Consider the following 26712-nt stretch of genomic DNA (forward strand, 5'->3'; position numbering starts at 1 on the left):
CGGGCTCAGGCGTACTGCCAGCGGTTGACGAGTGCCGACACCCAGTCGTCGCCGATACGGGCGAGGGCTTGCGCCACGGTGTAATCGCCCAGCACATCCAGCCGGTTGGCGGCCAGCCCCACGTACAGGCGTTCGCCGGTGCTCAGCACCCACACGCGGTCGGTGTTGCCAGTGCGGACGTCGCGGGCAATGGCGTCGAGGTGGTCCAGTTGCTTACTCATGGCCAGCCCCTGTTGCCTTCACCTCGAGCGCCTTCTCGACTACGTACCAACTGGTCGACTTCTTAGCGCCAACGACAAGCACGCCATCGTCATCGAAATCGACCAGCCAGCTGCTGGCTGGCCCAAAGTAGCAAGGGATCTCGAGTTGTCCGACCCACTCGACGCCCAGACTGGCAACCCCTGCTGCAAAGGCACGCTTTGCCTTTACCAACCGATCTTGTCCCTCGGCGACGTCCCGCTTGGCCTCTTCGAGGCCGTCAAGTGCACTGGACAGCCCATTGCGAAGGGCCGCAAATTCCTTGGCACGATCAACCGCCGGAAGCTCAACCATCTTGTTCTGTTCGCTCATGGCCGCGCCCCTTATGCCGACTGCCCGGCGCGCAGGCCGAACAGGGTGACAAGGCGGATGCGCCACACCACTGACCACGCCAGCACGCGGGGCATTTCGCTGCTGCTCACCAGCCCTTGCAAGTACTTGCCGACGTAGGCCACCACGCCGCCGCGGCGGATGACTTCGACCTTGATGCAGCGGCCATCGGTGGTCAGTTCGCGGCAGATGCTGCGGAACAGGCGGATCGCATCCGTGGTCCGGTCTGGCGATACCCACATCACGTAATGCCAGCTCGGCACACCGTCGCGGTGCGGCTCCACCACGCGCATGCCGGTCCAGTACAGATAATCGTTCGAAGCGGCCCGGGCGATTTCCCGCCACATCTTCTGCAGGAACTTCTGCGCATCCTTCGGCGTGCTGCCGTCGTAGAAAGCCGACTCCGGATGAAAGCGCGCCGGTGCGGTCAGCGAGATGAAGAGGCCGGCCTTGCCGGACTTGAGCGCAGCGCGCTCCATCTCGTACAGGTGGTCGGTCAGCGTGCTGAGGCGGGCCGGGGCGCGGCCGAGCAAACGGGCGATCAGGTCTTTCATTGCGTTTCTCCGGGCAAAAAAAGCCCCTCGCAGCCCGAAACGGGCGCGAAAAAAGGGCAACAACGACGAGGAAGGAAGGGGGCTTAGCTGGGCGAGAGCGGCAGCGTCATCTGCTCGCGGCCGAGCAGATGCTCAACCGGCAGCGCAGTGCCGCCACGGATGCGGCCGTTCGGGTCGGGCCGCAGCTCGCTGATGATTTCCAGCACCGCGCGAAAGCGCCGGCCGCAGCCCTCGAAATTGCTGCATTCGAGGTAACGCAACGTGCTCAGCTCGGACTGCTTGCGGCTGGACCGCGTCTTGAGCGACCAGCCGCAATACGGGCAGGTGGCATGGCTGATCTTGGCGCGGGGCGCGCGCACTGGCCGGTATCGGCGCGGGTGCTGGTCTCGGCCCAAGCCTTGGCGGCTGGACGGAATCACCCGGCGGCAGGTGGGGGCGGGTTTTTTGCTTTGGTCGGCCATGATCAAGCCCCAGCCATGTGAGCAGCACCACTGTTTGCTGACGGCATATCGCGTACAACCACAGCGTGGTCGATGTCCCATTTGAAGCGCTGCAGGCCACGCCGATACATCGACAGGACAAAGCTGGAATGCGAGTAACCGTGCGCCTCCGCGAGCTTTTCCATCTCGGCCCGGTCCACCGTCGAAAGTGACAGACCGACCCGTTTTGGTGCACGTTTTGCTTGACCGAAAGCGGATGTTTTCTTGCTGTTAGCTGTCATGGTGTATGATCGCCTTCTAATGCGTGTCACACGGATGCGGCGGCAAAACGGCTGCCCGCCACGACACGGTTTGGTTTGCTGCCGCAGGTTTGCTTGTCCGGCGACTGCTGCAGCGGGGTAATGCATGGGCTGTTCATGGGTTTGAACGGCCTTATGTGTGTGACATGAATGCATTATTTCCCTCGAACGAGGGAAAGTCAAAGAATAAATATCGAAAATGGATTCTTTCGGTGCACGGCTTCGCGAAGAGCGGAAGCGACTCGGCTTAAATCAAGACGACTTTGCTGCCATCGGCGGCGTGCGGAAGAACGCCCAAAGCAACTATGAGAAAGACGAGCGGGCCCCTGATGCCGCCTATCTCCAGCTTGTGGGTGCAGCTGGTGTCGACGTGCTCTTCGTCGTTACTGGCGAGCACAACGCCGCGCTTCTCAGTGCAGATGAGAGGGCGTTGTTATCTGCCTACAAAGCGGCTCCACCCGCTGTCAGAGCTGCAGCCCTCGCAGCCCTGATCGCTGGCACCGCTCCGACTGGAACCACCCAGGTTGTTCATGGCGACGTCGGTCAGCAGGTTGCTGGCAACGTCACTATCGAAGGCGGCTTCAACATGGGCGGCAAAAAGAAGTAGCTCGACGACAAAACGGCGAAATAAGCCGGTCTAGAAGGGGGATGGATGGAACTGACAATCAGAAATGAAGCTCAGGCATTCGAGCTTCTTGAGCGCGCTGTACGCGGCGAGTTTGGTGAAAACGAGCATATCGATTTCACCTTCGAAGACTGGCCGAACGTCCATGTCAAGTTTACGGGGCAGGGGTACGATAGCGTTGTAACTGCCGAGATGGCCCTCGCCATCGTCGAGTTCCAGCATGCAGTAAACCGAGCCTACGCGCGGCTGGCCTACAATCAACCGAATGCTCGCTTCCTCAAGGATGTCGAGCGTGATGCGATTCGCATCAAGGCCAAGGTTGAAAAAGGCAGCACGGAAATCACGCTTCCGCTTGGCGATGTCATCCCCAAAATTGTTGAGACCTTGGCGTCGAAAATGACCCCTGAGCAACTTGTCATCACTGTCATAGGTGTAGCCGCGGTCATCGCAGCGCCGGTGATGTACAAGGCTTATCTGGCGAGCCGTACCCGCGAGAAGGAGATCGACGCGGAGACGACAAAAACCATCGCCATGACTGAGCAACAAACGAAGCAGCTTGAGATTTTTGCCAAAGCAATGGCGAAGGAGCCAAGGCTTGAGCTGATCCGCGAGGATTTCGACGTAGCGCGAAACGAGATTTTGCGCGGCGTTGCTGACGCCGACAAAGTTGAAGTAGATGGCGTTGTGGTATCTGCACCGATCGCCAAGAAACTGGCCACGGCCCCGAGAACCGCTTCGAAAGACATTCAGCTCAACGGCACCTACCTCATCCAGCAGGTTGACCATAGTGCCGATGGCGAGGTTCGCCTTTCGCTGTATCGCCCTGGTACTGATCGTCTGTTCTCGGCGCGCTTCCGCGATCAATCGCTTGAGCAGTCCGAGATCAAGCTGCTGCAGGAGGCTGAGTGGTCCCGCTCCAAGGTCTACCTCAGCATCAATGCCACGGAACTTCGCGGTGAAATCACATCCGCGACCGTAGTTGGCGTGCTACTGCAACCCCCGACGGCGCAGAACTAAGTCTAGAAATCCAGCAGTAATCCCAGGCAGCGCGTGCTTCGCCATGTTGCTGGATCGTTTACGTGCGCCCGATCCAGGGTGATTAATGTGTAGTCATGAATAGCAATGGAGGCTTGTATGGCACATCAAGTATCTTTGAATCTCAATGAAAAAATTGTCCTTCACAAAGACGTAGAAATTGAAGTTAAGGCCGATGGAGCAAAGCTGGGGACTCTTTTGGTCAGCAAAGGAAATATCGAGTGGCTGCCAGTTGGTAATTCAGTGAATAAGCATCGCCTAACTTGGAAAAAGTTTGCGGAGCTCATGGAAACCCAAGGTGCCCCAGCAAAGGTAAAGAAGAAAATTGCTTAGAGAAAATGGCATTTGGGGCGAAGAGAAAACTCGCGCTTGATTTTTCATATAAGAAGCAGTTCCGGATTGTCAAGTTAAATCTACGTTTTCTCCCTTCGCGAAGTCGCTTAAGTAACGAGCCGCTATGGATATTGCATTTACGCTGCTGTTTCTGTGGAGTTTTGCCTGTATGCCGATGATGGCCCTTTGGGGGCGCCGTCGTGGTCGATCCTGGTTCGTCATCATCCCGCTGGCGCTCACTGCCGGGTTTTGCGCCTTGCTCGCCACGACCTTGCTGCTTGCTCCATCAATCACCTCGATCCTTGTCAAAGTCTTCGGTTTTCTCTTCTTCGGCGGGCTGCACGTGCTCGCGCTCTGGCCGTGCCGCGCAATCAACAAAGTTGAAATGAGTGGCATTCGCTCCTGATAGAAGGGGCTATTTATACGGCGAACATACCCCATTCAAATATCAACCGGGAAAATTTCGCCCCCGGTCGCCCTAACGAACTGGGACTCACGGTTTGGTGCTATTCGGTAATCTAAATATTAGTAATCGTTGTCGATAGAGTTTAATTTTATTGTGTGTTGATGAGTATTCCGGGGGGGTGTATGCATCAGGTCCTAGAGCAAATAACAAATGAATTGATTGCCATTCGAGGGCAGGTTTACGGGGTGGTGCCTACCGATACTCCATTTGGAGTTGCTCATGGTAATAGTTGGCAGATGTCTGGGCTTTCTAGAATGGATCTGCTGGAAATGTTGCGTGACGTGGAAGATTTCATTTCCATTTACGGTAGTGGTGATATTAAGTCAATTGAAAGTAGGTTGCAGATTTATGTTTCAGGGTTGAATCACCTTAAAGTTAATGTTGTACCGCAGCTTTGGGCGAACCCCTTATACGCTGTGCCCGCATTTGTCATGACGATTGACGGTCTTCGTAATGCTGTTAAGCCGTTGAAGGTTGAAATTGATACAGAGGATGCGGTTTTACGGCAACGCTCGATTCAAAATAAACAAAGAAATCTTGAGGCTACTTTGCGGAAGGTCGAGCCAAAATTAGCAACTTTGTCTGAAATGGTGGAGCGTATCGAAAATGCATATCAAACAGCTGAACAACTTCCTTCCGATTTGGAGTCGCTAGACGAAGCAAGATCGGAAATTGAAAAATTAAGGAAGCTCGCAGAAGCAGACCAAGCTTTGGCGTTATCGGCGGCTACTTCTGCATCTGAGCAAAGTGCACTTTTAAATCAGCATGAAGTTGATGCGAAATCGGTTCTGGAGCGGTGTGAGTCTGCATATTCGGCTGCAACAAGTGTTGGTTTGGCCGCTGCATTTACTGAACGCTCGGTGTCACTGACAAGGTCCATGTGGGTGTGGGTCGTGGGTTTGATCATTTCTTTATGTGCCGGCGGCATATGGGGGCACGTGCAGCTGGGGTCGTTGACTTCGCTTTTATCTGACTCAAAGGCTTCAAATTTGGTGGTCTCGGTTAATTCCATTCTTACTGTGCTTTCTGTAGGCGCTCCCATTTGGTTTGCATGGATTTCTACAAAGCAAATCGGTCAGCGTTTTCGGTTGGCAGAAGACTATGCATTCAAAGCCTCCGTTTCTCGTGCATACGAAGGCTTCCGTAAAGAAGTCGCTAGATTTGACAAGGACATGGAGGCGCGCCTGCTTTCGTCCGCACTCAGTCGACTTGATGAACTCCCGCTACGTCTTGTTGAGCCTGATACGCATGGAAGCCCCTGGCATGAATTGGCGTCATCTGAGCTAGTCAAGCAAGCACTAAAAACAGTGCCTGGTTTTGGGGCTGAGGTCGCAAATCTGGCAAGTAATGCATTGGATAAAGTTGGTGCAACAGTGGGCTCTATTTCCAAGCGCGCTGTTTCTTCCGCTGTTGGGTCAGAAGCAGCATCTGATAAGCGAGCCAATGATAATGAGTAACTCTTTTGAGGGGCGATCGGATGGTGGCCATTAAGGGGCAGGCTAGTTCCGATTTGGTTCACGGTATGTACGAAATGGCGCAGGGGGTGTCGAAGAGACTGCGTGAAGAACGCCAAAAGCTTGGTTTAAACCAGACGGACTTCGCTGCCATTGGTGGCGTTACCCGTAATACGCAATCGGTGTTCGAGCGAAAGCTCACCATTCTGGACCTTGCCTATCTGGATAGACTGCAAAGCGCGGGCGTGGATGTTGGATATGTTCTGACCGGTGTTTCATCGCGGGCCGAGCTTCAACAGTTGATTGCTGCCTACATGAAGGCGCCACCCCGGGCCCGGGCCGCAGCAACCGCCGCATTATCGGCTTGTGGCGTTTCATCAGAATAAAGAGAGGAGAGCAGTAGCGTGCAAGACCAATACACCAACGAAAAGCGGCCTGCGTTCGACGAGCTGCTTTCCGATCTCATCGAAGCCGCAACCGACATCTGGGGAGGCGGCCCGCGCAAGATGGCTGTCGGATTCACGGATGAACAGGGCCACCTGTACCGGGAAATCGAAACCAACGGCATGGGCGAATACAACCTGCTGGTGCACAAGCTGAAAAACAACGGCTTTGTGTCGTCCGGCCGCTCCGGCAAGTTCGATGATGTGTTCCACCTGGCCCAAGCAAAGACTGCATGAATCAGCGCTTCAACGATGTCGGCGTGGTCGCCGGCAACAACGTCTATATCGACAAGCTGTTCAACCAGTTGCAGCCGGATCCGGCCAAGCCCGACGCGATCAATTCCTCGCAGCTGTGGCAGCTGCGGCAGCTGGTCGACCGGGTGATCCTCCGCCGGCAGGAGGCCGGGCAGCCCGGCGCCGAGTCAGTAGCCGTATGGGGCGAAATCAAACGGGTCACGAAAGTGGGGATCGACGACATGACTGTCGACCACTTCGCGCCGGCCGAGCAGTGCCTCAAGCAGATGCTGCAGGCGGTGGAAGACGAAGTCAGCCGCAAGAACATGTACACCCGGCTGTTGCGGCGGACCAGCGACAGCCCGGACATTCGCCAGAAGATGAGCGACTTCGCCCTGCGGCGGTTCGGCAAGCGGCTGATAAAGGACCTGACCATCGAGCAATTGCGAGAGGTCGACGAATACCTGGAGTCGTCCGTCGCCATCACGCTCCCGGCCACATCCGAGCCGGCGAATGCACACTGTACGCATGACTGCCAGAGCTGCCGCTCGGCGACGCAAGCGCATCAGTTCGCGCAGATGGAGCAGCTGAAGGCAGATGCCAAGGTGGATCTGGATCGGGCCAACAGGGCTTTGTCCACCAAGGCTGCAGCGCTGATCAAGGAAAAGGTCAGCGAGGCTGTGACGCAAAGCGCTGGGTTGTGGCAATCCAGATTGAACGAAGCCAAGTCGGAGCACGCTGCGGCAATTAATCAGGCGAAGGCGCAGTCGACAGCAGATTGGCGCAGCCGGCTAGTCGAACAATCAGGGAAATTTGAGCATACCAAGCGGCGGTATCAAGTCGGATGCATGGTTTGTTTCATGATCGGCTTCATGATTGCGGCATGGTTATTTTGATTTGTACTGCTGCGATATTTTCTTAACGAAAGTTGGATCATTCTGTGGTTGTGAATATGAGTTCGATGAGTGATGAAAGTCAAATTCATGATGCCGATGTGGCGTCTGCAAGTATGCTCTATCAAAGATTGAGTATTTTGAAGTGGCTTGCAATTATTGTTTTCTTGATAGTGATTGGCTTGTATTTGGCTATTTTCAATGGTGAACTTACAAGGGACCAGGATAAGTGGGGGCAGTTTGGGGACTTTGTTGGTGGCGTGCTAAATCCGATTTTTAGTTTGATGGCGTTAATTGCCCTGCTTGCTACATTTGATTTGCAGGTTAGGGAGTTGAAACTTTCAGCAAAAGAGTTGAAGAATTCTGCAGATGCATTAGCTGCCCAAAACGCCACGATGGAGCGACAAAATCAAGAGGCGTCTTTTTTTAATTTGCTGGGTGTGCTGGCTAAAGTAGTTGATGGTTTGAGTTACAAAGAAAGCAGTTTGATGGGAGTTGTATCTAGTAAATCGGCTATAAAGTATAGCGGCAGAGAGGCGTTTCATCCGCTGTGTAATTTGTGGTTGATGGATTTGTTGCGAGCGCATCGGAGAGGTGACTTTGATGTCGATATCGCAAAAGAGATGCTTGTGGAAAAATACTTTGATTCTATCGAATTCAGATTGGGGCATTATTTTCAGGTTGTGCTTTCTTTGGTTAGATTTGTGGATAGGTCAAATGACAAAAGTTACTTTTCTGAAATTATAGCTGCGCACTTGACTATTTATGAGATGGAGTTAATCCATTATTACTGCCTGTTGGGTCTGTCTGATGAGCTGAGGGATTTGGTGGAAAAGTATGAATTAATTGCACGTTTATATGCAGGCAAGAAAGTCGCGCTGAAGTGATGATGCATTAACGTGTGTTTCGAAAAAGATTGGCTCAAGTTAGTTGCAGTAAGTGCATTTATGTGATGAGTTGCTGGGTTTTTATTTGTCTTTTTTGATTTTTATTATTGATGTAGGTAAGGGGGGCGAAAAATGAGTGCAGAAACCAATGCACGATGGTGGGAGGGCTATTTTGTTCGTTATGCACAAGGTTCTGTCATTGGTGCGCTGTTTGTGGCTGTAATTTTTTCATCAAATGCACACCTGAAATCGTATCTATTTATGCCGAAGTTGGGAGAGAAAATCGAGGCTGCCAATTTGTTGTTAATGTTGGCGTATGGTCTGGTTTTCTGTTATGTCTCAAGTGCACCGATATTGGTACTTCATGCTTGTCGCGGCCTTAAACTGGATGCGAGGTGGAGTTCGGCGTCTTGGACTGCTTATAGGTGCTTGACGTACTTTTTGCTGGCTGCAATTATTTACTTTTCCCTGTATTTGGGTTTCGAAGATCAATTGTTTACGACGTTGATGGCGAAATTTGTAATGGGGGTGCTGGCGTTTTTGCTTTCATTTCAGTTCGTTAATTTGCTTGGTTTGATTGGGCCGGGGTGGGGTGAATCCGTAAAATATTTTAAGGGTTTGGCGGAAAAGCGCGGAAAGGCCGATAATAAAGAATATGTTGAGTCATATCGTCATTTGAGAGAGCATGGCAATGCATTTATGATTTTGATTTTTGAGTTTTTCTTTGCGGCCATTCTTTATCCAATGGTGATTAACTTTCCGGAATTATCAGAGACTCCGCCTATAAGTCTCGTTTTCGTCTTGCTGCTTTGGGTGTTGCCGGCGGCAATGGTATGGCTTGCAGGAACAAAACTGGAGCATGCGTTAGTTCGCTAATGGATGGCATGGTTGGGCAGACAAGTCGTCGGCCATTTGAACTGTGCATTGCGGTTTTTCGGTAGGATTATTTAGTTTCAACTTCATTCAGGCGTAGTTCGAATTCGACCGAGGTCGCCAACCCGTTGCCGTCCAGCGTGTGGGCGGCCCGGCTGACCGTCCAGTTGCCGTTGTCAATGTCGGCCTTGAAACCGGTCACGGTAGCCGGCGATTCGGTCACGATTTCAGGGCGGCCGAGGGCGAGGGTGATACCGAACTCGGCCACGCCGCGCTGTATCCGGTTCCAGCTGGCCTTCGCCGCGCGCTCGGCGGCCTTCTGGGTGGCGTATACATGGCGCAGGGTTTTCAGGTTGTCTGCCTTGCCAACCACCACTTCGCCCTTTTTCGCCTTCTTGTTGTTCTGGTACTCGGCGCGCACGCCGCTGTAGTTGTCGCGGTTGGCCACGTTGTAGCGGTGCTGGTCGCCAGCCTGCCGGTTGACGAGCACGCGCTCCAGCGGCTGGCCGCTGGCCGTGGTGCAGGCGCCCATGGGCATGAACAGCAGCCGGCCAGCCTTCACCGTGGCCACGGCATCGAACAGCTGGCCCAGCCTGGTCAGGAAGTTGGCGTCGCTCTCGTTGGTCTGGTCGATGTGGTCGACCACTTCCTTGGCCAGCGCCTCCGCAATGCTGGGTTCGAGCTTGGCCGCGCCGGCAATGGTGCGCACGATGGCCCCCACCGTCTGCCGGTGGAATGATCGTTCCCGTTGCATCAGCAGCCCGTCTGCGAGATCCGCGCTGCGGGCGCGAATGGTCAGCTTGTCCGGCGCGCCGCTGTGCTCGACCTCGTCGACGGTGAACGTGCCTTTGTCGATCAGCCCCGTGGCCTGCCAGCCCAGCCAGACGCGGATTTCGGCCTTGAGCGGCGGAATGGCCAGCGCGCCGTCGTGGTCGTGCAGCACGATGTCGAGCTGGTCGGCCTCGAATCCGCGGTTGTCGGTCAGCGAGAGTGATTCCAGCCGGTTGTCGATCAAGCCGCTGATGTCGCGGCCATCGACCACGACCCGAAAGATGGGGACGGGCTGCGGGCTCATTCAACGGCCCTGGGCTGGGCCAGATCCTGCAGGTCCGGGTCGCGGCGTTTCAGTTCGATGGTGAACTCGATCCGGCGCGCCGTGCCGTCGTGCATGAAGTAGCTGCGGGATTCGTCGATGCCTTCGATGACGAAGTTGCCGTACAAGTAGCCGTTGCCCTCGATCAGCGGCCATGCGTCGCCCTCGTCAGCCATCTTGATCAACTGGTCCAGTGACGGCACGCCGCCGGTGATTTCCGGGTAGAGCACGCCGTCGATGCTGATGGTCTGGTCATCCGGCCCGACAAACTGCGACACCGGCCGCGCACCAACGCGCGAGCCGGACGGGTGGCGCCATTTGCTGCTGCGCTTCAGGCCGGTGTAGGGCAGGGTGGTGCGCTGGAACACGAACATGCCCAGGCTGGCGAGGTTGCTGGTGTAGGTGACCGGCGGACTGAGCAGCCGTTCGGCCGCCTGGTACAGGTTGTTGCGCAGGTTCATGGCGATTTACTCGTTATCGACCAGGCGGGAACGGCCACGCGCAGCCTGCTCGCGCGTCAGTTTCTCGATTTCGGCGCGCACCTGTTGTGCGATGGCGTTGGTATCCATCCCCGGCGCGGCATAGATGTGGATTCCGCCCAGATTGATATTGGCGCCCGCGCCGGCCGGCGCACCCGCGCTGGCCGCAATGGGCGGGCGGCGATCGATGTTGATGCCGGTGGCACCTCCGGTGCCGATGGCGAATCCGGCACCGATGGCGGCCAGCTGCTGGCCGAGTCCAATCACCGACTTGATCGGCCCGCCCTGGCCGTCCTGCAGCCCTTGGTTCAGCCCGGCCATGGTGAAGCCGCCGAGCTGGGCAAACACGCGCGAAGGCGAGTGGATGCCAAGGGTCGATTTCACGCTGTCGGTCACGCTGCTGGCGATTTCCTTGATGGTGCTCTTGAGCGACTCCCATTTGGTCATCAGCCCGTTGATGAATCCGTCAATGACCATGCCACCAAAGTCGGTGAACTTCGCCGGCAGCTCGATCCCGAACCAGCTCAACACGGTTGCCAATGCCCGATGGAACAGGCCGATGGGGGACCAGTTGACGATCAGTGCACCAATGCCTGCGATGCCGCCGTCAAACGCGGCGCTGATCTCGGCCCACAGCGACTTGAACCACGCCTTGATCGGCTCCCAGTAGCGGTAGATCAGGTACGCCGCGGCCGCGATCGCCATGATTGCCCAGCCGATCGGGTTGGTGAGCAGGAACAGCGCAACAGACTGGAGCGCCCCGATCAGTTGAACGGTCAGCGCGCGTGCGACCCACCAGATCAATTGCCCGAAAATCTTGAGTGGTGCCGCAAAGGCCATCAGCAAGCCACGGCCAAAGCCCAACATGGCGCGCATGATGGCCGGCCCCTGGCGCCACAAGTACCCCGCGACTTGCCCTGCACGTTTGAGCACTCCGGCCAATCCGCTACCCGCCCAGTCCCATGCCTTGCGCAACAGGCTGGCCGCTTTGCCGCCGGCCTTTCCGGCGCTGGTAAACCTTTCTGCCAGTCCGCCGACTTTGATGCCCAGCACGGACAGCGATAGCCTGACCACTGCCATCGGGCCAAGCAATCCGGCGATAGCGATCATGATGCCGCCAAGGGTGGTCAACAGGACGGCGAGCACGGCCACGATCTTGACGATGCTGGCTGCCAGCTGCGGATTGGCTTTGACCCACCGGTTCACAGTGCCGAGCAATTCGCCCAGGCCCTTCATCAGCTCCATCAGCGGCTGCCGCAGGGAGGCGCCAAGGTTGCTGCTTTCGTTGAACAGCTGGTTCTTCACCATCTGCCATTGCGCTGACAGCGTGTCGTTCTTGGCGTCACCTTCGCGCTGCATGCTGCCCTTGGCTTTTTCCTCGTTCACCAGCTTCAGTTGCTTGCGGTATTCGCCGAGGTTGTCGGCCAGCTTGGCGGCGTCATCGCCGTATTCCTTGCCGAACAGGTCGACCATGACGCCCATCCGCCGGGTTTCCGGCAACCTCCGGACGGCTTCCATGACCTTGAGGATGGTGCCGGTACTGTCCTTGGCCATGTCGGCCTGAATCTGTTTGGCGCTGAGCCCAAGCTCGGCCAGCCCCTTGCGGAAACGGGCGGGCTGTTTTTCGGCAATCTGCAGTTCGCGCACCATGGCCTTGGTGGCCGTGGCGGCAATCTCCGGCGACGCGCCCAGTGACAGGAAAGTACTGCCCAGTGCCGCGGCTTCCTTGTAGTTCATGCTGCCGGTGCTGCCGGCGATACGCTGCATTACCTCGATGATGTCCGCCCCCTTGGATTGGGCGTTGTCGTCCAGATAGTTGATGGCATCGCCAAGCTGGCCGATATCCTTGATCGGGATCTTGTAGAGGTTGGCGATCTTGCCCAGATCCTCGCCGAGCTGGTCGACGGGCAGGTCGAAGGCGGTGCCGGCCAGTGCGGCCGTGCGGGCGAAAGCGAGCAGGTTGTCCTTGCCCTGGATGCCCATGCGGGCGCCGCCTTCGACCAGCGCCGCAATCTCCGTCGTGGCCATCGGGATCTGCCGGCTCAGCGCCTTGATGGCGTCTCCCATCTCGTAATAAACCGGAGTCAGCTTGCCGTTGGCGTCCCGTGCGCCTTCCACCTGGCGCGCGATGCCAAGCATGGCGTCTTCGTAACTGCTGTAGTCCTTGATCATGCTGGCGATGGGCACACCCATCACGGCGCCGGCTGCGGTCGTGGCTACACCGGCGCCGGCGAGCTTGTCCCGCACGCCGATGGTCTTGTCGTAGTTGGCGCGCGCGGCGTGCATGCGCTGCGCCTGTTTGTTGAGTCGTGCCAGGTGCGCCTCCTGTTTGGCCAGCGTACCGTTGGCTGCTTCGGTCTGTGCCTTGAGTTGCTGCTCGTGCTGAGTCAGGTTTCGAATGCCGGAAGCATTCATCGCACTGCGCAGCTGTTTCAGCGATTCGGTTTGCTCGCCGTGCTTCTTGCGTAGATCTCCAGCTGCTTTTTCAGCCTGTTTGAACTGACGCACCATTTTCCGGGTCGGGTTGGCTGTCTGCTTCATCTGGCTGCCCAGCGCTTTGGCATAGGCTTCCGCGCTGCGCATGCTGACAGCGGTTGCCTTTGTCTGCTGCTGGAGTTCGCGCAGGGCGTTGACTTGTCCCTGTGCGCGTTCCAGTTGCTTGATCTGGACCCGGGTCGCTTTGATTGCCTTCGCAGCATCGCCGCTTCCGGCCGTGATCTGTTTGAGCGGGCGGGTTACGCGGTCCACCGCGTTCATGATGACCCGCAGCTTGAGGTCGTTACCCGCCATCAGTCATCGGCTCCGCTTCGTTGTCTGGCGTGCTCGCGCCATTCCATCAGTTCGGTCAGGGACATGGGAGCCATGACTTCCGGCCCCCAGTGGAAAATCACGGCGATGTCGGCGATGGCGTCGTCGACGTATCGGGGGATTCCCCGCTCAGGCGCTTCGGCACCAAAAAACCGGCCACCTCGGTGCCCAGCTGCAGCAGGTCGGCGGGGTCAAGCTTGTCGACATCGGCTTCGGTCAGCGTCGGGTCGCTGATGCGCGGCAGCAGGGTTTTCAGGGCGGAGACGTTGATCTGCATGACGTCGGTCAGGTTCAGGCCGCGCAACGCGCCGGAGTTCGGCTTGCGCAGGGTGATGCTGGCGATGATCTGGTCGCCACGCTTGATCGGTTCGTCGAGTTCGATGGTTACGTTTTTGATCATTTGTCATTTCCTTGGCGTAAAGTGGCGCACATCCGGCGCCGATTGCTACGAGCTGGATAGCGCCCCGGCTTGGTCCGGGGCGTTTCATTACATGCCCAGCGCGCGGCGCTGCTCGGCAAGGCGATCGACGCCGCCGACCATCTCGACCATGTTCAGCACGTCAATCTCGATCAGCACCGTGCCGTTGATGGACAGCTTGTAGTAGCTGACCGAGCTGGTGATCTTGAACTCGGTGTCGTCGCCGGCCTTGGCCTTGCCCGGGTCGATTTCCTTGTGCCGGCCGCGGACGACCAGCTCGACCGCGTCGACCTCGCCATCGTCGTCGCGCTGGTAGGCGCCGGCGAAGCGCAGCAGCGCACCGCCGACCTGGGTGATGCCCCATTGTTCGAGCGGTTGGCGCATGAAGCCGCCGCAGGTCCACTCGAACTCCATTTTTTCCATGCCGAGGTCGGCCTCGATCGGCACGTTCATGCCGCCGCCGCGCCATTCTTCGACCTTGCGGGCGAGTTTGATCAGGTTGAGTTCGCCGATCTCGCCGGCGTAGTTCGTGCCGTCGACGAACAGCGTGAAGTTCTTGAGTTTGCGGGGCATGCCCATGGTGATGTCCTTTCAGCGCGGGGCCGGGTTATGCGTTCACAGCGGCGGCGAAGTCGGCGAGGTAACGATCGGTAATGCGCTGGCGCAGCATGATGTATTCGGCCGGCGGCAGCGGGGTGTAGTCGAAGTCGATGGTGAGCTTGCCGCTCTTGAGCGTTTCCAAGGTGTTGACCTCGGGGTCGTACCAGGCTTGGGCGTCGATGATGTAGCCCAGCGCTTTCAGCTCGCGGAATTTGGCATTGATGGTTTCGAGGATGTCGCGCACCAGCGAGGGCGTCATCGGCTTGTCGACGGCCCACATCAGCCCTTCGGCGACGGTGTCGGCCAGTACCTGGGCGGTGCGGGTGTAGTTCTCGAAGGCGAACAGCGGGTCGTCGCTGCAGGTGCGCGAACCCCAGAAGCGGAAGCCGTCGCGACGCACCAGCGTGGTGACTTCATGGCCATTGAGGAAGTTGGCGTCGGTGGCCGATTCCTGCAGGGCAAAGAACACGTCCGCGCTGATGCCCTGCACGCCATTGACGCCCACGTTCGAGAGCGTTTTGTGCCAGCCCAGTTCGTTGTCGATCTTGGCTCGCAGGCCCACGGCGTAGGCGGTAGAGAACGCGGCCGCTTCTGCATCGGCGACCGTATCCCAGACCAGAAAGTCCGGCCAGATGAGCATCAGCTCGCGCTGACTGAAGCCTTCGCGGTAGGCGACGACCTCTTCCTTGGTCTTGCAGCCGTTGGCGTAGATGTAGCCGAAGGCCCGCAGCTTCTGGCAGATGCTGCCGATTTCGGTGGCGACGGGCAGGGTGTCGAGGCCCGGCGCAGCGATGATGCGCGGTTTGACGCCAACGCGCGTTTCGGCGCTGAGCAGGGCCTTGAGGCCGGTGTACTTGCCGGCCGCAGTGACGGTGCCGATGACGGCGGAGGTAGTCGCGGCATCGTCCGCACCCGGGGCGACGCGCACCACGATGGTTGCGGCGTTGCCCTGCGAAACGATCGCCTCCAGTGTCTTTTTCAGCGTGCCGCTGGTGCCGGCCTTGCCGATGGCGGCCTGCACGTTGGTCAGTAGCACCGGGGTGTCGAGCGGGAAAGCGGCGACGTCGGCATCCTGCGCGGTGCAGACCACGCCGATGACGGCGGTTTCGATGGTGCGCAACGGGCGGGTGCCGTCGTTCAGCTCGAACACCTTGACGCCGTGGTGAAAGGAATCCTGGGCCATGTCTGGCACTCCTGGGTTGCAGTCGGTTTACCTGCCCAGAATGCCGCGCCCGCGATGTCGGCGCCTGTGGCCGGTGTTGTGCCAGATGGCGGCACAGGCGCGGGACATGAAAAAGCCCGCCTTTGGAGCGGGCTGTGATTTTCGGCGTGACCTCCGAACCGATTCAGATCTCACCACAGACGAGGTGACCGTTGTCGTTGGAGAAAACGCATGACGGGCAACTCTGCAGGTCGATTCTTGTTCCGTGGGCACCACCACCACGCTGCCGGCAGGCGCAGTACAGGGTGCCGATGTAGTTGACGCGTTCCTCCGGGACGTCGAATCCGCAGTCATAGCAAGAGTCGGCATAGCTGCCTCTGACCTGGCTTGGTGTGCAGGTATTCGCCACCTTTGGCTGCAAAGCATCTGCGGATTCGGATTTGTTCGTGGGGCCGCAGGCAGGCAGAAGTAAAACAACCACCAAACTGAAAAGGACGGCTACGCGCATGACGTTTACCTCGCTTCGTGCTGTGATTCCAAACTAGCCGAAGCGGAGGCAAGCAGTTATTGCTGGGGGCTGGATGGCCAGTCCGGCACAAACGCCTGCAGCCATGCCGCATTGGCCGCGTCGATCTGCAGCTTCATCTCGCGCTGGCGTTGATGGATTTTCCAGCCTTGCCCGAAAATGGCGCGCTCGTGCGCTTCGAACAGCGCCTGCAGCTCTGGTCGGCCCATCGGCACGTCGATGTTGTCGGCGTCTGTCCAGAAGAAGCCGTCCGGCACACCGACGGCTTTGAGGGTCGCCAGCGTCGTATTCAGGCGCTCGCGTACTGCGAGGCCGCCATCCCAACGGTGGTCGGCGTGGGTGAAAGTCACCACGGCGAGCTCTTGCTGGTCGCGCCACACGTTAATGCGTTCACGGGCGGCGACGCGAAGCGATTCGATTGGCGCTTGCGGCATATCAGCACATTCCGGCAACCCATCTTGCCCAGCAAGGATCAATTGCCCGCGTGACTGGCCAGCCAGCAGCTCGGCATGCAGGGCCTCGGAAATTTCGACTACGTCGGAGGGCCAAGTGCCGGCTACATCATATGCGGCACGCATTGCGCCATCGTAGAAACCAGCATTTGAAGCAGAGTAGAAAAGCACGGTTATGTCCCCCAATTACATGCCAATCGCGAAGTACGAACATGAGACACCACCCGCAGACGGCGTACCAGGTGCGACACCAGACGCTGAATAAAATGCAGAAAAGGTGAAACCCGAGAGGCTGGTCGTATTCAGCACGACATACGCCTGCTGACTGATTGTGATCTGGCCACCGACAGGAAAGACGCGCAGACAACTATTTGGAAATGCAATCGGGAACGTCGCCGACGTCGGATTGCTCGCGCCGTTGAGCAGATTGCCCCACTGGATGATCAGCCCGCTTGGCAGCTTCTGCCAGCCGTTGCTGGCAAAGCTCGCGCCAAACGACGGCAGTCGGCGCAACACCGTACCGCCAGTCAAAACCCAACCGGCGCCAAACAAGGTGACAGTTGCGTCCTCACCCACGTCGACATTGATCGAAGTCGGTGCGTTGCCCGACGAAATCGTGATGCCGTCGACCGAAGCAATCGTGAAATAGCTGTTGGCAACGGTGGCCTTGAATGTGATTGATGCCCCGTCCGGCAATCCGGCTTTGTCCGGAAGCGTCAGCGTGATCCCGCCGGCCGTCACGCCATGTAACAGGCCCACGTCTGAGGCAGTCATCACCCGGGTCGCAGCCTCGGGTTTGATGCCCGCGTAGCTGCCCAGCTCTCGGCGCAGTGCGGCCATGGTCGCCATTTTGGTGCTGTTGTCGAACTGCGCTGGAGTCGACCCCTGCACCGGGCCGGTAAAGGATGCGCCGGCCAGCGCAGCTTTTCCGGCCAGAGCGTTCGTCATCGTCGCGGCGAAGCTCGAATCGTTGCCGAGTGCGGCGGCAAGTTCGGCCAGGGTGTCGAGTGCGCCGGGTGAGCCGTTGATCAGCGCGCCGATTCGGGTCTCAACCTCGGGTGCAGTCATGTACTGCGGGTGCGGGTCGGCTGCGCCAGTGTGCGCGGCCAAGTCGCCCTGCCTGGTCTCGACTTGCTGCTTGAGCCAAGCGGTTCGGTTGGTCAGATCCTGCAGTGGCAGGTTGTCGGGGCAATTCGGGCCGCCGGTGAGCACTGCGCCGTCTTCGAAGTAGCGGACCCCGGTAGCCCAGCTCACGTTTTCTACGAGTGTTCCCATGTTGTTTCCTTCAGATTGAACCGCGGGTGTAGTTGCCGTCGCGGCGGGCGTAGCCGTTGCGGACCAGCGCGGCTGACGAGAAGTCGATCCCGTACAGGTGACTGCGGGCCGGTGCGATGCTGGCCAGCAGCTGGCGTGCCTCTTCGGCCTGGGCCACGCTCAGCAGGTTGAAACATTTGATGCGGTACACCGCCCATTCGGTGCGGCCATCGCCGCGCATCGCAAAACCGTCGCGGCGCTGTCGGCCGTCCCGCAGATAGCCGCCACGACCTTCTTCGATTTCGATCTCGCCGAGGCCCATGTCGCGGAAGACCTGCCGCACGGCGGCAACGGTGCCCTTGTGGCGGTGGACCTCGATCGACGAGGCGATCAGGGCGCGCTGCTGGGCCTCGGTCTGGGCGGCGTCGAAGCGGTCGACCGACCGCGCCCACGCGAGCCAAGGCAGGAAGGGGGCTGGGCAGCGCTCGGCGCTGTAGAGGTCGCGCAGTGCGGACGGATCGATGTCCGGCGCCAGCGCGACCGCGAGCGCCTCCTCGAGCCATGTGCGGTTTGGTGGCAGCAGGCTGCGGATCATCGCCGTTCCACCGTGACGCTGCTGGCAAGCGGGAATTCGTTCAGGGCGCAAACAACATCGGCGGTCGGCGAGAGCCACGTCACCCGGCGAACGCCCGTGACATGCACCGCAGCGTCGAGCGCGGAATGCGAGACCAGCCCTTCGAGCCGTTTGAGCTGTGCCAGCGCTTGCTCGGCGCGGGACTGCGCCGCGGCCAGCCCGCCCGAGATGGCTTCACCACCGTCCTCGAACTCGATCAATGCATGCGCGGCGAACGAGCGCGGCGTGCCGGCGATGACGTAGGGCCGGTCGTTCAGCGGCCGGACCGTTTCGGCGGACAGTGCGGCCTGCACGGTGGCGAGCAGCGTGGCATCGGGCACGCCGTTACCGCGGTCGTCGAGCACGTAAACATTGACGTCGCCGCCGGCCGGGCTGACGACCTTGACGTCGGCAACGTGCGGCGAGGCGCTGAGCGCGTGGAATACATAGGCGCCGCGCGGGCCAGCGACCGACAACCCCTCAAGCGCCATCTGGGCGCGCATGCGCAGGCGGTCGTCGCTTTCCCAGATGGCATCGATCGGTGGCACGGCGTCCGGATCGGCAGGGGTAATCAGCAGCCGGTTGACGCCGTAGTCGGCGGCGCGGTTGTCGAGGTCGGCACCCCTGGCCTTGGCCAGCAGCGTGGCGACTGCCGCTTCGTTGATGCGCTGCCGGAGCAGCAGCTCCATGTAGGCGTTTTCCTGCAGCAGGATCGTCATCGGCTCGGATTCGAGCTCGAGCGTGCGGGCGACGTTGTCGCGCTGATCTGCCGGCACCAGTCCGAGCAGCCGGGCTTTGCGGCGGGCGAGGATGGTCTCGAAATCCAGCGGCTCGACGAGGTCCGGAGCGGGCAGTTTGGCGAAGTCGATCTGACTCATGCAGCACCCCCGCGAAGTGGCACGCTGAGCGCAACGGCCTGCCGGCGCGGGCCGTCTGCACGCTCGGCATTGATATCGATGGACAGTTGCCCCGGCGACTCGCCGGCAACAAGTTGCACTGCGGTGATCCGCAGGCGTGGCTCCCAGCGCTGAACGGCCATGACGGTTGCGGCACGGGCGCGCTGAATAGTGACCGCGTTCATGGGCGCGTCGACGAGGTCCGGCAGCAGCGAGCCGAAATCACGACGCATGACGCGGCTACCCAACGGGGTAGTGAGAATGCAGCGCACGGACTGACGGATATGGTCGAGGTCGCCGATGCTTCGGCCGGAGTCGATGCTCATGCCGGCGTAGCTCATTGCGGGCCTCCCGTGCTGCCACCGATGGAGTCAACGTGGATGTGCAGGTGGAGCACCACGCCGTTGGAGCTGAGCTGGCCACCTTCGTGGATGAAATCACCGGTGATCTTTGATTTGCCACCGGCACCACCGTTGCCGGATAGGCCAGCGAGGTAGGAAAGCAACTGTTCGATGGTGGCTTTGCCCTTGACGACCAGATTGCCCTTGATCAGCACGTCGCCGGAAAACTCGCTCTTGGGGCAGTCGACGGTGACCATGTCCGAGGCTTCGATCATGGCGGTCTTGATGCCGGTGACGTCGAGCGCGCCGGCGGCGTGGTTGTAGCGGATGACTGCGCCGTCCGGATACTGCGTCATGTGTTCGTCCGGGCTAGCACTGGGTGCCGGATTGGCATCGCTGTACAGGCCGACCAGCACGATGCCGGCGGCTGTTTCTCCGCTCGGGCTGAGCACGAGGCATTGCTCGCCCACGGTCGGGGCATTCCATGTCCGGGTCGTGCCGGCGCGCAGCGTGATCCAATGCAGCCATTCGGACTGAAGCCCGCCGGTTTGCACGCGGCAGAGTGCATTGTCGTGATCGACTCCGGCAATGGTGCCGGTGCGGATCAGGCTCTCAAGGCGACGGGGTTGTTCGGCGGGCAAGCTCATTGGTGAAGCATGAACGCGACACGGGAGCTGATGTTTTTGGTTTGTTGTGCGGGTCGTGCTGCACAATTTACACCTTGCGAAAGAATTTGTTTGCGAATGCTGTTTTTCGAGTTGGAGTTGTCATGGGAAAGACCGAGTTACTTAGAAATCCGAAATTGGGTGGGGCGGGTTTGGTCAAACGCAAGGGAGCGGTCGCAAAAAAAAATCTGGACTGGCGTTTGGTGATGTCTACATTTGCAGTGATTGTGGCTCCTTGCGCATACTTATTCGGTCATGCATATCGAGAAGGTTATCTAATTGAGTTTGGCGTGGATCCTTCGCATTTTTCGATTGATATCACGGAAACGTATGTGAATGCTTTTTATGCAGTGATTGGAATATGGAATAGAGTTGCTGATTGGGCGGGTGTCTCACCCGGTGTGATTAATTTTCTGTTTGCATTGTTTGTTTTGTGGATGTTTTACGGGTTTGCAGGTTATGTGCTTTTACTTATTAGAGGGTTTCTTGATAAGCCACGGATTCAAAATGGCTGGCTTTTGACAAAACTGCGTCCGATTCTTGCTAAGCTGAGTCCCAAGAGAAATAGACTTGTGAAGTCTTTTGGATATGTTAGTGCTATTGGTTTAATAGTGGCTTGCGTTCTCTATCTTGTTTTTGTTTTTGTTTTGGTAGCTGGTCTTGTACCAGCGACCTCGTATGCTCAAGGGGCATATTCAGCGAAGAAGCAAAAGTCAAGTTTCTTGCAGGGCATGTGCAGCGATCGAAAAAAGTCACAGGGGAATTGTGTTGCCCTGAAGGGTGACGATGGTAAATTGATCGCGAGCGGCTTATATGTGTCCCGAAATGAGAAAAGCATCGCAATTTACGCTAGTGGAGTTAGTGCGATCTACCCTATTCCGGTGAAATACGTAATGGAAAGTTACTAGGTATTTTTGGTGAGAATGGTCGATAGAATCAATTCGTGGGTGAGGTCCACTTCTTTCGGGCGGAAACCCAGTAATCTTCTTCGGGGCAGGCGTGGAACGCTACCTTCCTGATGCTGGCCGGCAATACGGGCATCCCGGCCGCTGAATCCAATACTGGCTTCGTCGGTGGTGGATTCGGCTTTCAGGTGTCTGGCGGTGCGCAGTTTGGCGAACATGCTGCGGCGGATGCGGCCTTTCTTGCCGCGCAGGCCGCGTTTGCTTGAGCGCGGCGCGTAGGCGACGCCGTCCGGATCTTTCTGCTCGGCAATGCGCTTGGCCTGACTTTGTCGCAACGCGGTGGCGATCTGCCTCATGAGTTTGCGGCGCTCGACCGGAGAAAGCCTGGCTAGCAGGCCGCTGGCCCAATCTTCGATAGCACTGAGGTCATCCACCGGCGGCCTTTCGTTCAAAGATGGCCAACCAATCTGATTCGACCGGGGCAGGTTCGCTAATGGCTTCGGTTTCCCAGCGGCCGGCGACCGTACGTGCGATGACGCGCTCGGTGAGCGGTAGCTTGATGGACAGGTCGACCAGATCCTCTTTGAGGATGTCCGCCTCGAACTGGATGGCATCGCGGCGGCGTTCGTTGTTGTCCAGCAGTTCGGGCTGGTTCGTGGCCAGCCAGTCGACCACGGCGACCATGACGGCATCCGGGTTGCCGCCGAAGTTGGTCAGGATCAGGTTCAGCGTGTACTGGTATTCGTAGCTGCGCGTACCGGTGCCGGTGCCGAGGATGCGGCCCTCGTCGACGAACATCAGCAGCTTGTCCGGATCGCGGTCGAGATGTGGCATGGTCGCGATCAGGTGCGCACGCAGGCTGTCCGGTTTTTTCATTGTGCGGGCCCGTTGATCAGGGTGCGGTCGTTAACGACGATTGACTGGCAGGCTGCGAGCTGACGGGCGAGCTGGTCGGCATCACTGCCGAGGCGTTCAAGAAACTCGCCAGCCGCGACCGATAGTTCGGCTCGCGCTTCACCATCACCGCCGCGTCCGGCGGCGACAGTTGTGGGCACTGGTTCGCAGCTACCGGCACGGACAGGGACGAACAGCCGGCGAGTGCCAGCACGCAGATCAGCAATGGCACGGTCACGGTCGGCGATTTCATTTTGCAGGCGCTCCTGATAGGTTGTGGCGATGACTGCTTGGGATGCGGCGGCGGCGCGTTCGTCACGGCGGACGGTGTTGATGCGCGCGGCCACGGCGCTGGCGTCGCGGGCTTTGCGTTGCTGGTCGGCGAGGCGCCACTCGGCGTCGCTGCTGCGGTAGCCATCCAGCCAGATCAGGCCGATGGTGCCGGCCAGCAACAGCGCATAGAGCAGCCATTTGCCGATCGGCTTGAGCATGGCCGGCCAGCTCATGCTGCGACCTTGGCGAACTGCTCGTAGGCGCGGGCGAGCTTCACGTCGTAGAGGTTTTCGCGGTAGGCGGCGCCGTTGTAGCCACGGGCGAAGTCCGCCCACTTGCGGCCCCTGAGCGCCTTGATCAGCGCCGGTTCCGACAGCACGAAGCGGCAGAAGGCTTCGAGGTGATCGCCTTCGTTGCGCTGCATGCGCTCGACGAACTCGTAGATGCTGGCGTAGCCAAGCGCTTGCCAGTGGTAGCCCATGACTTGGAACGCGCCCCAGCTGCAGGCTTCGAGCGCGCAAGCATCGTCGATGCGCCGGGCGTTGGCGAGGCGGATGTACTCGGCGCTGCCGCCGGCGTAGCCACCGCGGACTGTGCTGACCAGATCGGCGTAACGGCTGGCGATCGCAGCGGCGGCATGGCCGGCTTTTTCGAGCTGCCGGTACATGATGTGGCGCTCGTACAGGACGACCGGGCGGCCGTCGTCGAGGAAACCCGAACCGCGGCTTTCCACCGCGTTGACGGCCTGAATGCTGGCCAGCGGCACGCCGAGCAAGTCGGCGGCGCGCTGCAGGTCGGCACCGGTCATCAGTCGCGGATCGGCGCCACCTGCGCGCAGGGTCTGCAGCGTCTTGGGGCCAGCGATGCCATCGGCGACGAGGTCGTGCGATTGCTGAAAGCGGCGCACGGCAGATTCGGTTGATTCGCCGTACCAGCCGTCTGCGCTGAGCCGGTAACCGGCGGCGAGCAGTTGGCGCTGCAGATCGCGGACGGCCTGCCCCTGATCGCCATTGCGCAAGGTCATCGCCATGGTCCGTCTCCGAACACGCGGGCGACGTTGCCCTTGTCGCGCCAGACCTTGGCGCAAAACAGGATGACGAGCAGATCCATGCCGCGTGGGACGACGGGATACCAGCCGAGCAGGATGCCGCCGGCCGAGAAGATCATGCAGGCGAGCACGACCCAAGCCATGACCGAATGATGGCGACGGAAACTGGCGCCAGCGCGCTGGTAAAACAGGATGCGGCCGATTGCCATCAGCATGGCGATGCAGGCCAGCAGGGTGAGCAGACTCACGATTTACCCCCTTTGCCGAACAGGTTGTTGATCAGGCCGGCGAAGTCGAATGTCCTTGCCCGTTCGATGAGGCCAAGGGCGACGGTGACCAGCAGCAGCGACAGCAGGAACGCAGCGGCGCCGGTGCTCTTGATTGGCGTCAGCCGCACCACTTCAGCCGCGCAGAAGTAGCCGACCGACCACGAAATTGCGAGATAGATGAGACGCTTCCACCAAGGCAGCTCTTTGGCGCTGACGGTGAAGAGCGTGGCGCCGGCGGCGGCGCAGACCAGCGCGTTGTCGTCGACACCGGCAAGCATCGATGCAAGGCCGGCACCGGTGACGATGGTGAACACGGCGGCATTGGTGACGGGTTCGGACATTCGGGCTCCTAGTCCCAAAGCTGGACGATGCGGCGCTCGGCTTGCGGCGCGATGTCCGGCAGTTCGATTTCAAGGCCCATCGGCAGGATGGGGCCGTGGTCGGCAAGGCCGGGATTGCTGGTGAGGGCCAGCTCGGTGACGCCGGCCGTGCGGCCGTAGTACCGCTGGCAGATCGCGTCGAGCGTGTCGCCCTGACTGGCCCGGACGCGCATCAGATCAGCTCGACCGTGATGCGGGACCGGCCGAGCAGATCGCGGACGGCAAAGCGGCCGTCGCGGCGCAGGGCGTCGGGCTGCTCGTCGAGCGTGTCCGTTTTCTTCTGGCCTTCGCGGGTGGTGTCGTAGTCGCGGTAGCGCTCGACCAGATTCGCCTTGGCGAAGCAGTAAACGGCGCGGCGGTAGTGCTGCACGAGCACGCTTTCACCATCGATCTGGTCGGCTGGTACGTCGGCCAGTGTGGTAAAGCCGACCGCCTGTTTGCCTTGGCGCCAAGCCTTCATGTCGGTCTCGCCGTTGACGCTGGCCATGGCATTGACCAGCGCTTCGGTCAGGCGGATGTCGGTAACGGTGTCGGTGAAGCGCATGACGTCACGCGCCTTGTCCAGCTCGATGTCGGGCCAGAAGCCGGCATTGCTCAGCGTGGCGATCTTGGGTGGCGTGCTGCCACCGGTGGCGACGAAGCCGCTCATGTTGGACCTCGATTCAGGAGGCGGTGGGCGGGGCTTCATCGTGGGCCAAGCCCCGAATCCACCCCGCGCCGCCTGGCTCGCGTGGGACGCTCGGTCAGCCGCCTGCAGGCGGCGTGTCTTTGGGCTCGCCCGTGGGCGGCGATTCGTGAGTGGCCTCGCCGGTGGGCGGTGCGTTGACGGCTGCGGCCTTGCGCATTTCACGCTCGATCCGCTCGATGTCTTTCTTGACCCCGCACTTGTCGTGCAGCTGCAGCGCACGGTTGAGGTGGGTCAGCGCCTCGGCCGGGTCTGCTTTCTCCAGGGCGTAGCCGATGGCCTTGTGCAGCTTGGCGCGGACTTCGTCCGGCATGTCTTCGTCGGCCACCAGCGCGGCGACCTCATGCAGGATGGTGGCGTCGACCGACTGGTCGTTACCGGATGCTGCGAGCGCGGATTCGGCGATTTCCTCGGCGATCAGGCAGGCCGTGGTGCGCTCGTACTGGTCCGGCATGGTCAGCTTGTGCTGCAGCGCGTAGCGGGCGATGGCCAGCGCGCCGGCGATGTCGCCGGCGTCGACGCGCCAGACCATGACGGACATCAGTACGTCGTCCTGGGCGCCGCGGCCGGCGGCGAGTACGCCGTCGATGTAGGCGACGTACTCGGGTAGCAGTTCTTCGCGCTTGATGACGATCTTGCGTTCGATGCTTTGCACCTGCTTGAGCCGGCGCCGGTCTGCGCTGAGCTTGGCCAGCATCAGCTCGTAGCCGGTGGCGTCGCGCATGGTGTTGCCGGCACCGGCTGCCTCGATGGCGGCGACGGCGCGCTGGAAATGGGCTTTGGCCGGACTGGTCATTACGCGGCGACCAGTTCGATGTTTTCGATCAGGCAGCCGGCCTCGTACACCTCGACGACGTAGGCGTCGTTCGAGCTTTCGTAGTTGGCGACCCGGTCGTAGTCCGGTTCTTCGCGCAGATGGCGACGGCGGCCGCCTTCCTGGTAGTAGATCGACAGGTTGGCCAGCGTGGTGATCAGGATGGTGCCGGCCGGGAAGAACGGTACGGTCACTGCCTGCTTGCCGCCAACGCGCTTCTGGCTGATGACCATATCGCCGGCAAGTTGCTCGGTGGCCGGGTTGTCCTTGTTGATCAGGGGGAAGTATTTGTCGGCCAGCAGGTCGCGGCCCATGACGGCAACGATGTTCGGATCGTCGCGGAAGCGTTCGTCGATCAGGTTGTTGACGACGTCGTAGACCAGTGCGTCGAGGTTCTTGTAGCCATCCTCTGCCGCCACTGCCGCACCGATCCTGACCTTGCCACTGGCTGCCTTTACCTCTTTCATGACCCGCTGTGGCGCGTCGACGCGATAGTGCTGCAACCAGCCGATGTTGACGTCCTGCAGCAGCGGATTGGCATTGCGATCGGTGGTTGCGGCAACGCTGGTGCCGTTGAAGCCGATCATGATCCGGTCCAGTGCTTGCTGCTTCAGGATGACGTCGCGGACACGGGTCTGGAAGTCCGGAAACTTGGCCCACATGTCGAGCTGCGGGTAAGGAATGGCCGTGTCGAAGTTGGTCTGGGCGCACACGTACTTGCCGGACGACAGGTCGGCCACGCTGCGCGGTTCGCGCTTGCCGCCATTCTTGGTGTTGGTACGACCCGCGATGGTGCCGATGACGCCGAGGCCGATTTTTTCGCCGGACAGCTCGGTGACCGGGACGATGTTGATCTTGCCGAGGAATTCGCTCGACAGCTGGATCTTGGTTTCAAGTGTCTGCTGGACGCTGGGCTCGACCGAAAACGACAGGGCGACATCGTCGACGTGGTTCAGCTGGGCAATGGCCTGCGCGTAGGCATTGAATTTGAGGCGGGTGCTGTTCTTCATGAT

General features: G+C 59.6%; 40 protein-coding genes. 11 read left to right on the top strand and 29 right to left on the bottom strand.

Annotated elements, in window-relative coordinates; all coding sequences use genetic code 11:
- Positions 1 to 5: 5 nt before the first annotated feature.
- The 5 genes from IE097_RS05840 to IE097_RS05860 form a co-directional block, all read right to left on the bottom strand.
- Positions 6 to 221, bottom strand: coding sequence for a hypothetical protein (locus IE097_RS05840; RefSeq protein ID WP_189459229.1), 216 nt, complete (start codon positions 219 to 221; stop codon positions 6 to 8).
- Positions 214 to 570 carry a hypothetical protein gene (locus IE097_RS05845; RefSeq protein WP_189459230.1) on the bottom strand — a complete coding sequence of 119 codons (357 nt, stop codon included), beginning with the start codon at positions 568 to 570 and terminating at the stop codon, positions 214 to 216. The genes IE097_RS05840 and IE097_RS05845 overlap by 8 nt, the downstream gene beginning before the upstream one ends.
- An 11-nt stretch (positions 571 to 581) precedes the next feature.
- Positions 582 to 1142 (bottom strand): replication endonuclease, encoded by a 561-nt coding sequence (locus tag IE097_RS05850; RefSeq protein WP_189459231.1) that lies wholly within the window; start codon positions 1140 to 1142, stop codon positions 582 to 584.
- 83 nt (positions 1143 to 1225) lie between these two features.
- Positions 1226 to 1501, bottom strand: a complete 276-nt coding sequence (locus IE097_RS05855; protein WP_229797452.1) for an ogr/Delta-like zinc finger family protein — start codon at positions 1499 to 1501, stop codon at positions 1226 to 1228.
- Between the two features lie 104 nt (positions 1502 to 1605).
- Positions 1606 to 1863 carry a hypothetical protein gene (locus tag IE097_RS05860; RefSeq protein ID WP_189459233.1) on the bottom strand — a complete coding sequence of 86 codons (258 nt, stop codon included), beginning with the start codon at positions 1861 to 1863 and terminating at the stop codon, positions 1606 to 1608.
- A 217-nt stretch (positions 1864 to 2080) separates the two neighbouring features.
- Here IE097_RS05860 and IE097_RS05865 point away from each other — a divergent pair, with 217 nt between their 5' ends.
- The 10 genes from IE097_RS05865 (at position 2081) to IE097_RS05910 (ending at position 9127) form a co-directional block, all read left to right on the top strand.
- Positions 2081 to 2488 carry a helix-turn-helix domain-containing protein gene (locus IE097_RS05865; protein WP_189459234.1) on the top strand — a complete coding sequence of 136 codons (408 nt, stop codon included), beginning with the start codon at positions 2081 to 2083 and terminating at the stop codon, positions 2486 to 2488.
- Between the two features lie 45 nt (positions 2489 to 2533).
- Complete coding sequence (locus IE097_RS05870; protein ID WP_189459235.1) at positions 2534 to 3523, top strand: hypothetical protein; 990 nt, start codon at positions 2534 to 2536, stop codon at positions 3521 to 3523.
- A gap of 117 nt (positions 3524 to 3640) precedes the next feature.
- A complete protein-coding gene (locus tag IE097_RS05875) occupies positions 3641 to 3874 on the top strand; it encodes a hypothetical protein (protein WP_189459236.1) in 234 nt (77 codons plus the stop codon).
- Positions 3875 to 3998: 124 nt separating this feature from the next.
- Positions 3999 to 4280: a hypothetical protein gene (locus IE097_RS05880; protein WP_189459237.1), complete on the top strand. Its 282-nt coding sequence runs from the start codon at positions 3999 to 4001 to the stop codon at positions 4278 to 4280.
- Between the two features lie 182 nt (positions 4281 to 4462).
- Positions 4463 to 5797 carry a coiled-coil domain-containing protein gene (locus IE097_RS05885; RefSeq protein WP_189459238.1) on the top strand — a complete coding sequence of 445 codons (1335 nt, stop codon included), beginning with the start codon at positions 4463 to 4465 and terminating at the stop codon, positions 5795 to 5797.
- 20 nt (positions 5798 to 5817) lie between these two features.
- A complete protein-coding gene (locus IE097_RS05890; protein WP_189459239.1) occupies positions 5818 to 6180 on the top strand; it encodes a helix-turn-helix domain-containing protein in 363 nt (120 codons plus the stop codon).
- An 18-nt stretch (positions 6181 to 6198) separates the two neighbouring features.
- Complete coding sequence (locus IE097_RS05895) at positions 6199 to 6474, top strand: hypothetical protein (RefSeq protein WP_189459240.1); 276 nt, start codon at positions 6199 to 6201, stop codon at positions 6472 to 6474.
- Positions 6471 to 7367, top strand: a complete 897-nt coding sequence (locus tag IE097_RS05900) for a hypothetical protein (RefSeq protein WP_189459241.1) — start codon at positions 6471 to 6473, stop codon at positions 7365 to 7367. Before IE097_RS05895 ends, IE097_RS05900 begins: the two co-directional genes overlap by 4 nt.
- A gap of 65 nt (positions 7368 to 7432) precedes the next feature.
- A complete protein-coding gene (locus IE097_RS05905) occupies positions 7433 to 8251 on the top strand; it encodes a putative phage abortive infection protein (protein WP_189459242.1) in 819 nt (272 codons plus the stop codon).
- 132 nt (positions 8252 to 8383) lie between these two features.
- Positions 8384 to 9127, top strand: a complete 744-nt coding sequence (locus tag IE097_RS05910) for a hypothetical protein (RefSeq protein ID WP_189459243.1) — start codon at positions 8384 to 8386, stop codon at positions 9125 to 9127.
- Between the two features lie 67 nt (positions 9128 to 9194).
- Here the strand turns inward: IE097_RS05910 and IE097_RS05915 are convergent, their stop codons facing one another.
- The 14 genes from IE097_RS05915 to IE097_RS05980 all read right to left on the bottom strand — a co-directional run bounded on the left by IE097_RS05915 (position 9195) and on the right by IE097_RS05980 (position 20413).
- Entirely contained in the window at positions 9195 to 10199 is a 1005-nt protein-coding gene (locus IE097_RS05915) for a phage late control D family protein (RefSeq protein WP_189459244.1), read from the bottom strand.
- Positions 10196 to 10678, bottom strand: coding sequence for a phage tail protein (locus IE097_RS05920; RefSeq protein ID WP_189459245.1), 483 nt, complete (start codon positions 10676 to 10678; stop codon positions 10196 to 10198). The genes IE097_RS05915 and IE097_RS05920 overlap by 4 nt, the downstream gene beginning before the upstream one ends.
- 6 nt (positions 10679 to 10684) lie before the next feature.
- Positions 10685 to 13486, bottom strand: coding sequence for a phage tail tape measure protein (locus IE097_RS05925; protein ID WP_189459246.1), 2802 nt, complete (start codon positions 13484 to 13486; stop codon positions 10685 to 10687).
- A complete protein-coding gene (locus IE097_RS19600; protein WP_373295737.1) occupies positions 13486 to 13560 on the bottom strand; it encodes a GpE family phage tail protein in 75 nt (24 codons plus the stop codon). Before IE097_RS19600 ends, IE097_RS05925 begins: the two co-directional genes overlap by 1 nt.
- A 23-nt stretch (positions 13561 to 13583) precedes the next feature.
- Entirely contained in the window at positions 13584 to 13904 is a 321-nt protein-coding gene (locus IE097_RS05935) for a phage tail assembly protein (RefSeq protein WP_189459247.1), read from the bottom strand.
- Positions 13905 to 13991: 87 nt separating this feature from the next.
- Positions 13992 to 14501, bottom strand: a complete 510-nt coding sequence (locus IE097_RS05940; protein ID WP_189459248.1) for a phage major tail tube protein — start codon at positions 14499 to 14501, stop codon at positions 13992 to 13994.
- A gap of 28 nt (positions 14502 to 14529) precedes the next feature.
- Entirely contained in the window at positions 14530 to 15705 is a 1176-nt protein-coding gene (locus IE097_RS05945) for a phage tail sheath protein (protein WP_189459249.1), read from the bottom strand.
- Positions 15706 to 15868: 163 nt separating this feature from the next.
- The gene (locus tag IE097_RS05950) at positions 15869 to 16192 is read right to left on the bottom strand and encodes a hypothetical protein (protein WP_189459250.1); all 324 of its coding nucleotides are present in this window, start codon (positions 16190 to 16192) and stop codon (positions 15869 to 15871) included.
- A gap of 56 nt (positions 16193 to 16248) precedes the next feature.
- Positions 16249 to 16833, bottom strand: coding sequence for a DUF4376 domain-containing protein (locus IE097_RS05955; protein WP_189459251.1), 585 nt, complete (start codon positions 16831 to 16833; stop codon positions 16249 to 16251).
- Between the two features lie 15 nt (positions 16834 to 16848).
- Entirely contained in the window at positions 16849 to 17937 is a 1089-nt protein-coding gene (locus IE097_RS05960) for a gp53-like domain-containing protein (protein ID WP_189459252.1), read from the bottom strand.
- Positions 17938 to 17947: 10 nt separating this feature from the next.
- On the bottom strand, positions 17948 to 18511 hold the full coding sequence (locus IE097_RS05965; RefSeq protein ID WP_189459253.1) for a phage tail protein I: 564 nt from the start codon (positions 18509 to 18511) through the stop codon (positions 17948 to 17950).
- Positions 18508 to 19407, bottom strand: coding sequence for a baseplate assembly protein (locus IE097_RS05970; RefSeq protein ID WP_189459254.1), 900 nt, complete (start codon positions 19405 to 19407; stop codon positions 18508 to 18510). The genes IE097_RS05965 and IE097_RS05970 overlap by 4 nt, the downstream gene beginning before the upstream one ends.
- Positions 19404 to 19766, bottom strand: a complete 363-nt coding sequence (locus IE097_RS05975; protein WP_189459255.1) for a GPW/gp25 family protein — start codon at positions 19764 to 19766, stop codon at positions 19404 to 19406. Before IE097_RS05975 ends, IE097_RS05970 begins: the two co-directional genes overlap by 4 nt.
- Positions 19763 to 20413, bottom strand: coding sequence for a phage baseplate assembly protein V (locus IE097_RS05980; protein ID WP_189459256.1), 651 nt, complete (start codon positions 20411 to 20413; stop codon positions 19763 to 19765). The genes IE097_RS05975 and IE097_RS05980 overlap by 4 nt, the downstream gene beginning before the upstream one ends.
- A gap of 122 nt (positions 20414 to 20535) precedes the next feature.
- On the opposite strand from IE097_RS05980, the gene IE097_RS05985 reads away from it, so the two are divergent.
- Complete coding sequence (locus tag IE097_RS05985; protein ID WP_189459257.1) at positions 20536 to 21339, top strand: hypothetical protein; 804 nt, start codon at positions 20536 to 20538, stop codon at positions 21337 to 21339.
- Here the strand turns inward: IE097_RS05985 and IE097_RS05990 are convergent.
- The 10 genes from IE097_RS05990 to IE097_RS06035 form a co-directional block, all read right to left on the bottom strand.
- Positions 21336 to 21770, bottom strand: a complete 435-nt coding sequence (locus tag IE097_RS05990; protein ID WP_189459681.1) for a phage virion morphogenesis protein — start codon at positions 21768 to 21770, stop codon at positions 21336 to 21338. The genes IE097_RS05985 and IE097_RS05990 overlap by 4 nt on opposite strands.
- A complete protein-coding gene (locus tag IE097_RS05995) occupies positions 21763 to 22212 on the bottom strand; it encodes a phage tail protein (RefSeq protein ID WP_189459258.1) in 450 nt (149 codons plus the stop codon). The genes IE097_RS05990 and IE097_RS05995 overlap by 8 nt, the downstream gene beginning before the upstream one ends.
- Positions 22209 to 22721 carry a lysis system i-spanin subunit Rz gene (locus IE097_RS06000; protein WP_229797453.1) on the bottom strand — a complete coding sequence of 171 codons (513 nt, stop codon included), beginning with the start codon at positions 22719 to 22721 and terminating at the stop codon, positions 22209 to 22211. Before IE097_RS06000 ends, IE097_RS05995 begins: the two co-directional genes overlap by 4 nt.
- 11 nt (positions 22722 to 22732) lie before the next feature.
- Positions 22733 to 23533, bottom strand: coding sequence for an N-acetylmuramidase domain-containing protein (locus IE097_RS06005; protein ID WP_189459260.1), 801 nt, complete (start codon positions 23531 to 23533; stop codon positions 22733 to 22735).
- Positions 23524 to 23799, bottom strand: a complete 276-nt coding sequence (locus IE097_RS06010; protein WP_189459261.1) for a phage holin family protein — start codon at positions 23797 to 23799, stop codon at positions 23524 to 23526. The genes IE097_RS06005 and IE097_RS06010 overlap by 10 nt, the downstream gene beginning before the upstream one ends.
- A complete protein-coding gene (locus tag IE097_RS06015) occupies positions 23796 to 24161 on the bottom strand; it encodes a putative holin (RefSeq protein ID WP_189459262.1) in 366 nt (121 codons plus the stop codon). Before IE097_RS06015 ends, IE097_RS06010 begins: the two co-directional genes overlap by 4 nt.
- 8 nt (positions 24162 to 24169) lie before the next feature.
- Positions 24170 to 24373 carry a tail protein X gene (locus tag IE097_RS06020; protein WP_189459263.1) on the bottom strand — a complete coding sequence of 68 codons (204 nt, stop codon included), beginning with the start codon at positions 24371 to 24373 and terminating at the stop codon, positions 24170 to 24172.
- On the bottom strand, positions 24373 to 24849 hold the full coding sequence (locus IE097_RS06025) for a head completion/stabilization protein (RefSeq protein WP_189459264.1): 477 nt from the start codon (positions 24847 to 24849) through the stop codon (positions 24373 to 24375). Before IE097_RS06025 ends, IE097_RS06020 begins: the two co-directional genes overlap by 1 nt.
- A 94-nt stretch (positions 24850 to 24943) precedes the next feature.
- A complete protein-coding gene (locus IE097_RS06030) occupies positions 24944 to 25681 on the bottom strand; it encodes a phage terminase small subunit (protein WP_189459265.1) in 738 nt (245 codons plus the stop codon).
- Positions 25681 to 26709 carry a phage major capsid protein, P2 family gene (locus IE097_RS06035; RefSeq protein ID WP_189459266.1) on the bottom strand — a complete coding sequence of 343 codons (1029 nt, stop codon included), beginning with the start codon at positions 26707 to 26709 and terminating at the stop codon, positions 25681 to 25683. The genes IE097_RS06030 and IE097_RS06035 overlap by 1 nt, the downstream gene beginning before the upstream one ends.
- Between the last annotated feature and the right edge of the window lie 3 nt (positions 26710 to 26712).

Origin of the sequence: Jeongeupia chitinilytica (genome assembly GCF_014652315.1) — a bacterium.
Taxonomy (GTDB): Bacteria; Pseudomonadota; Gammaproteobacteria; order Burkholderiales; family Chitinibacteraceae; genus Jeongeupia; species Jeongeupia chitinilytica.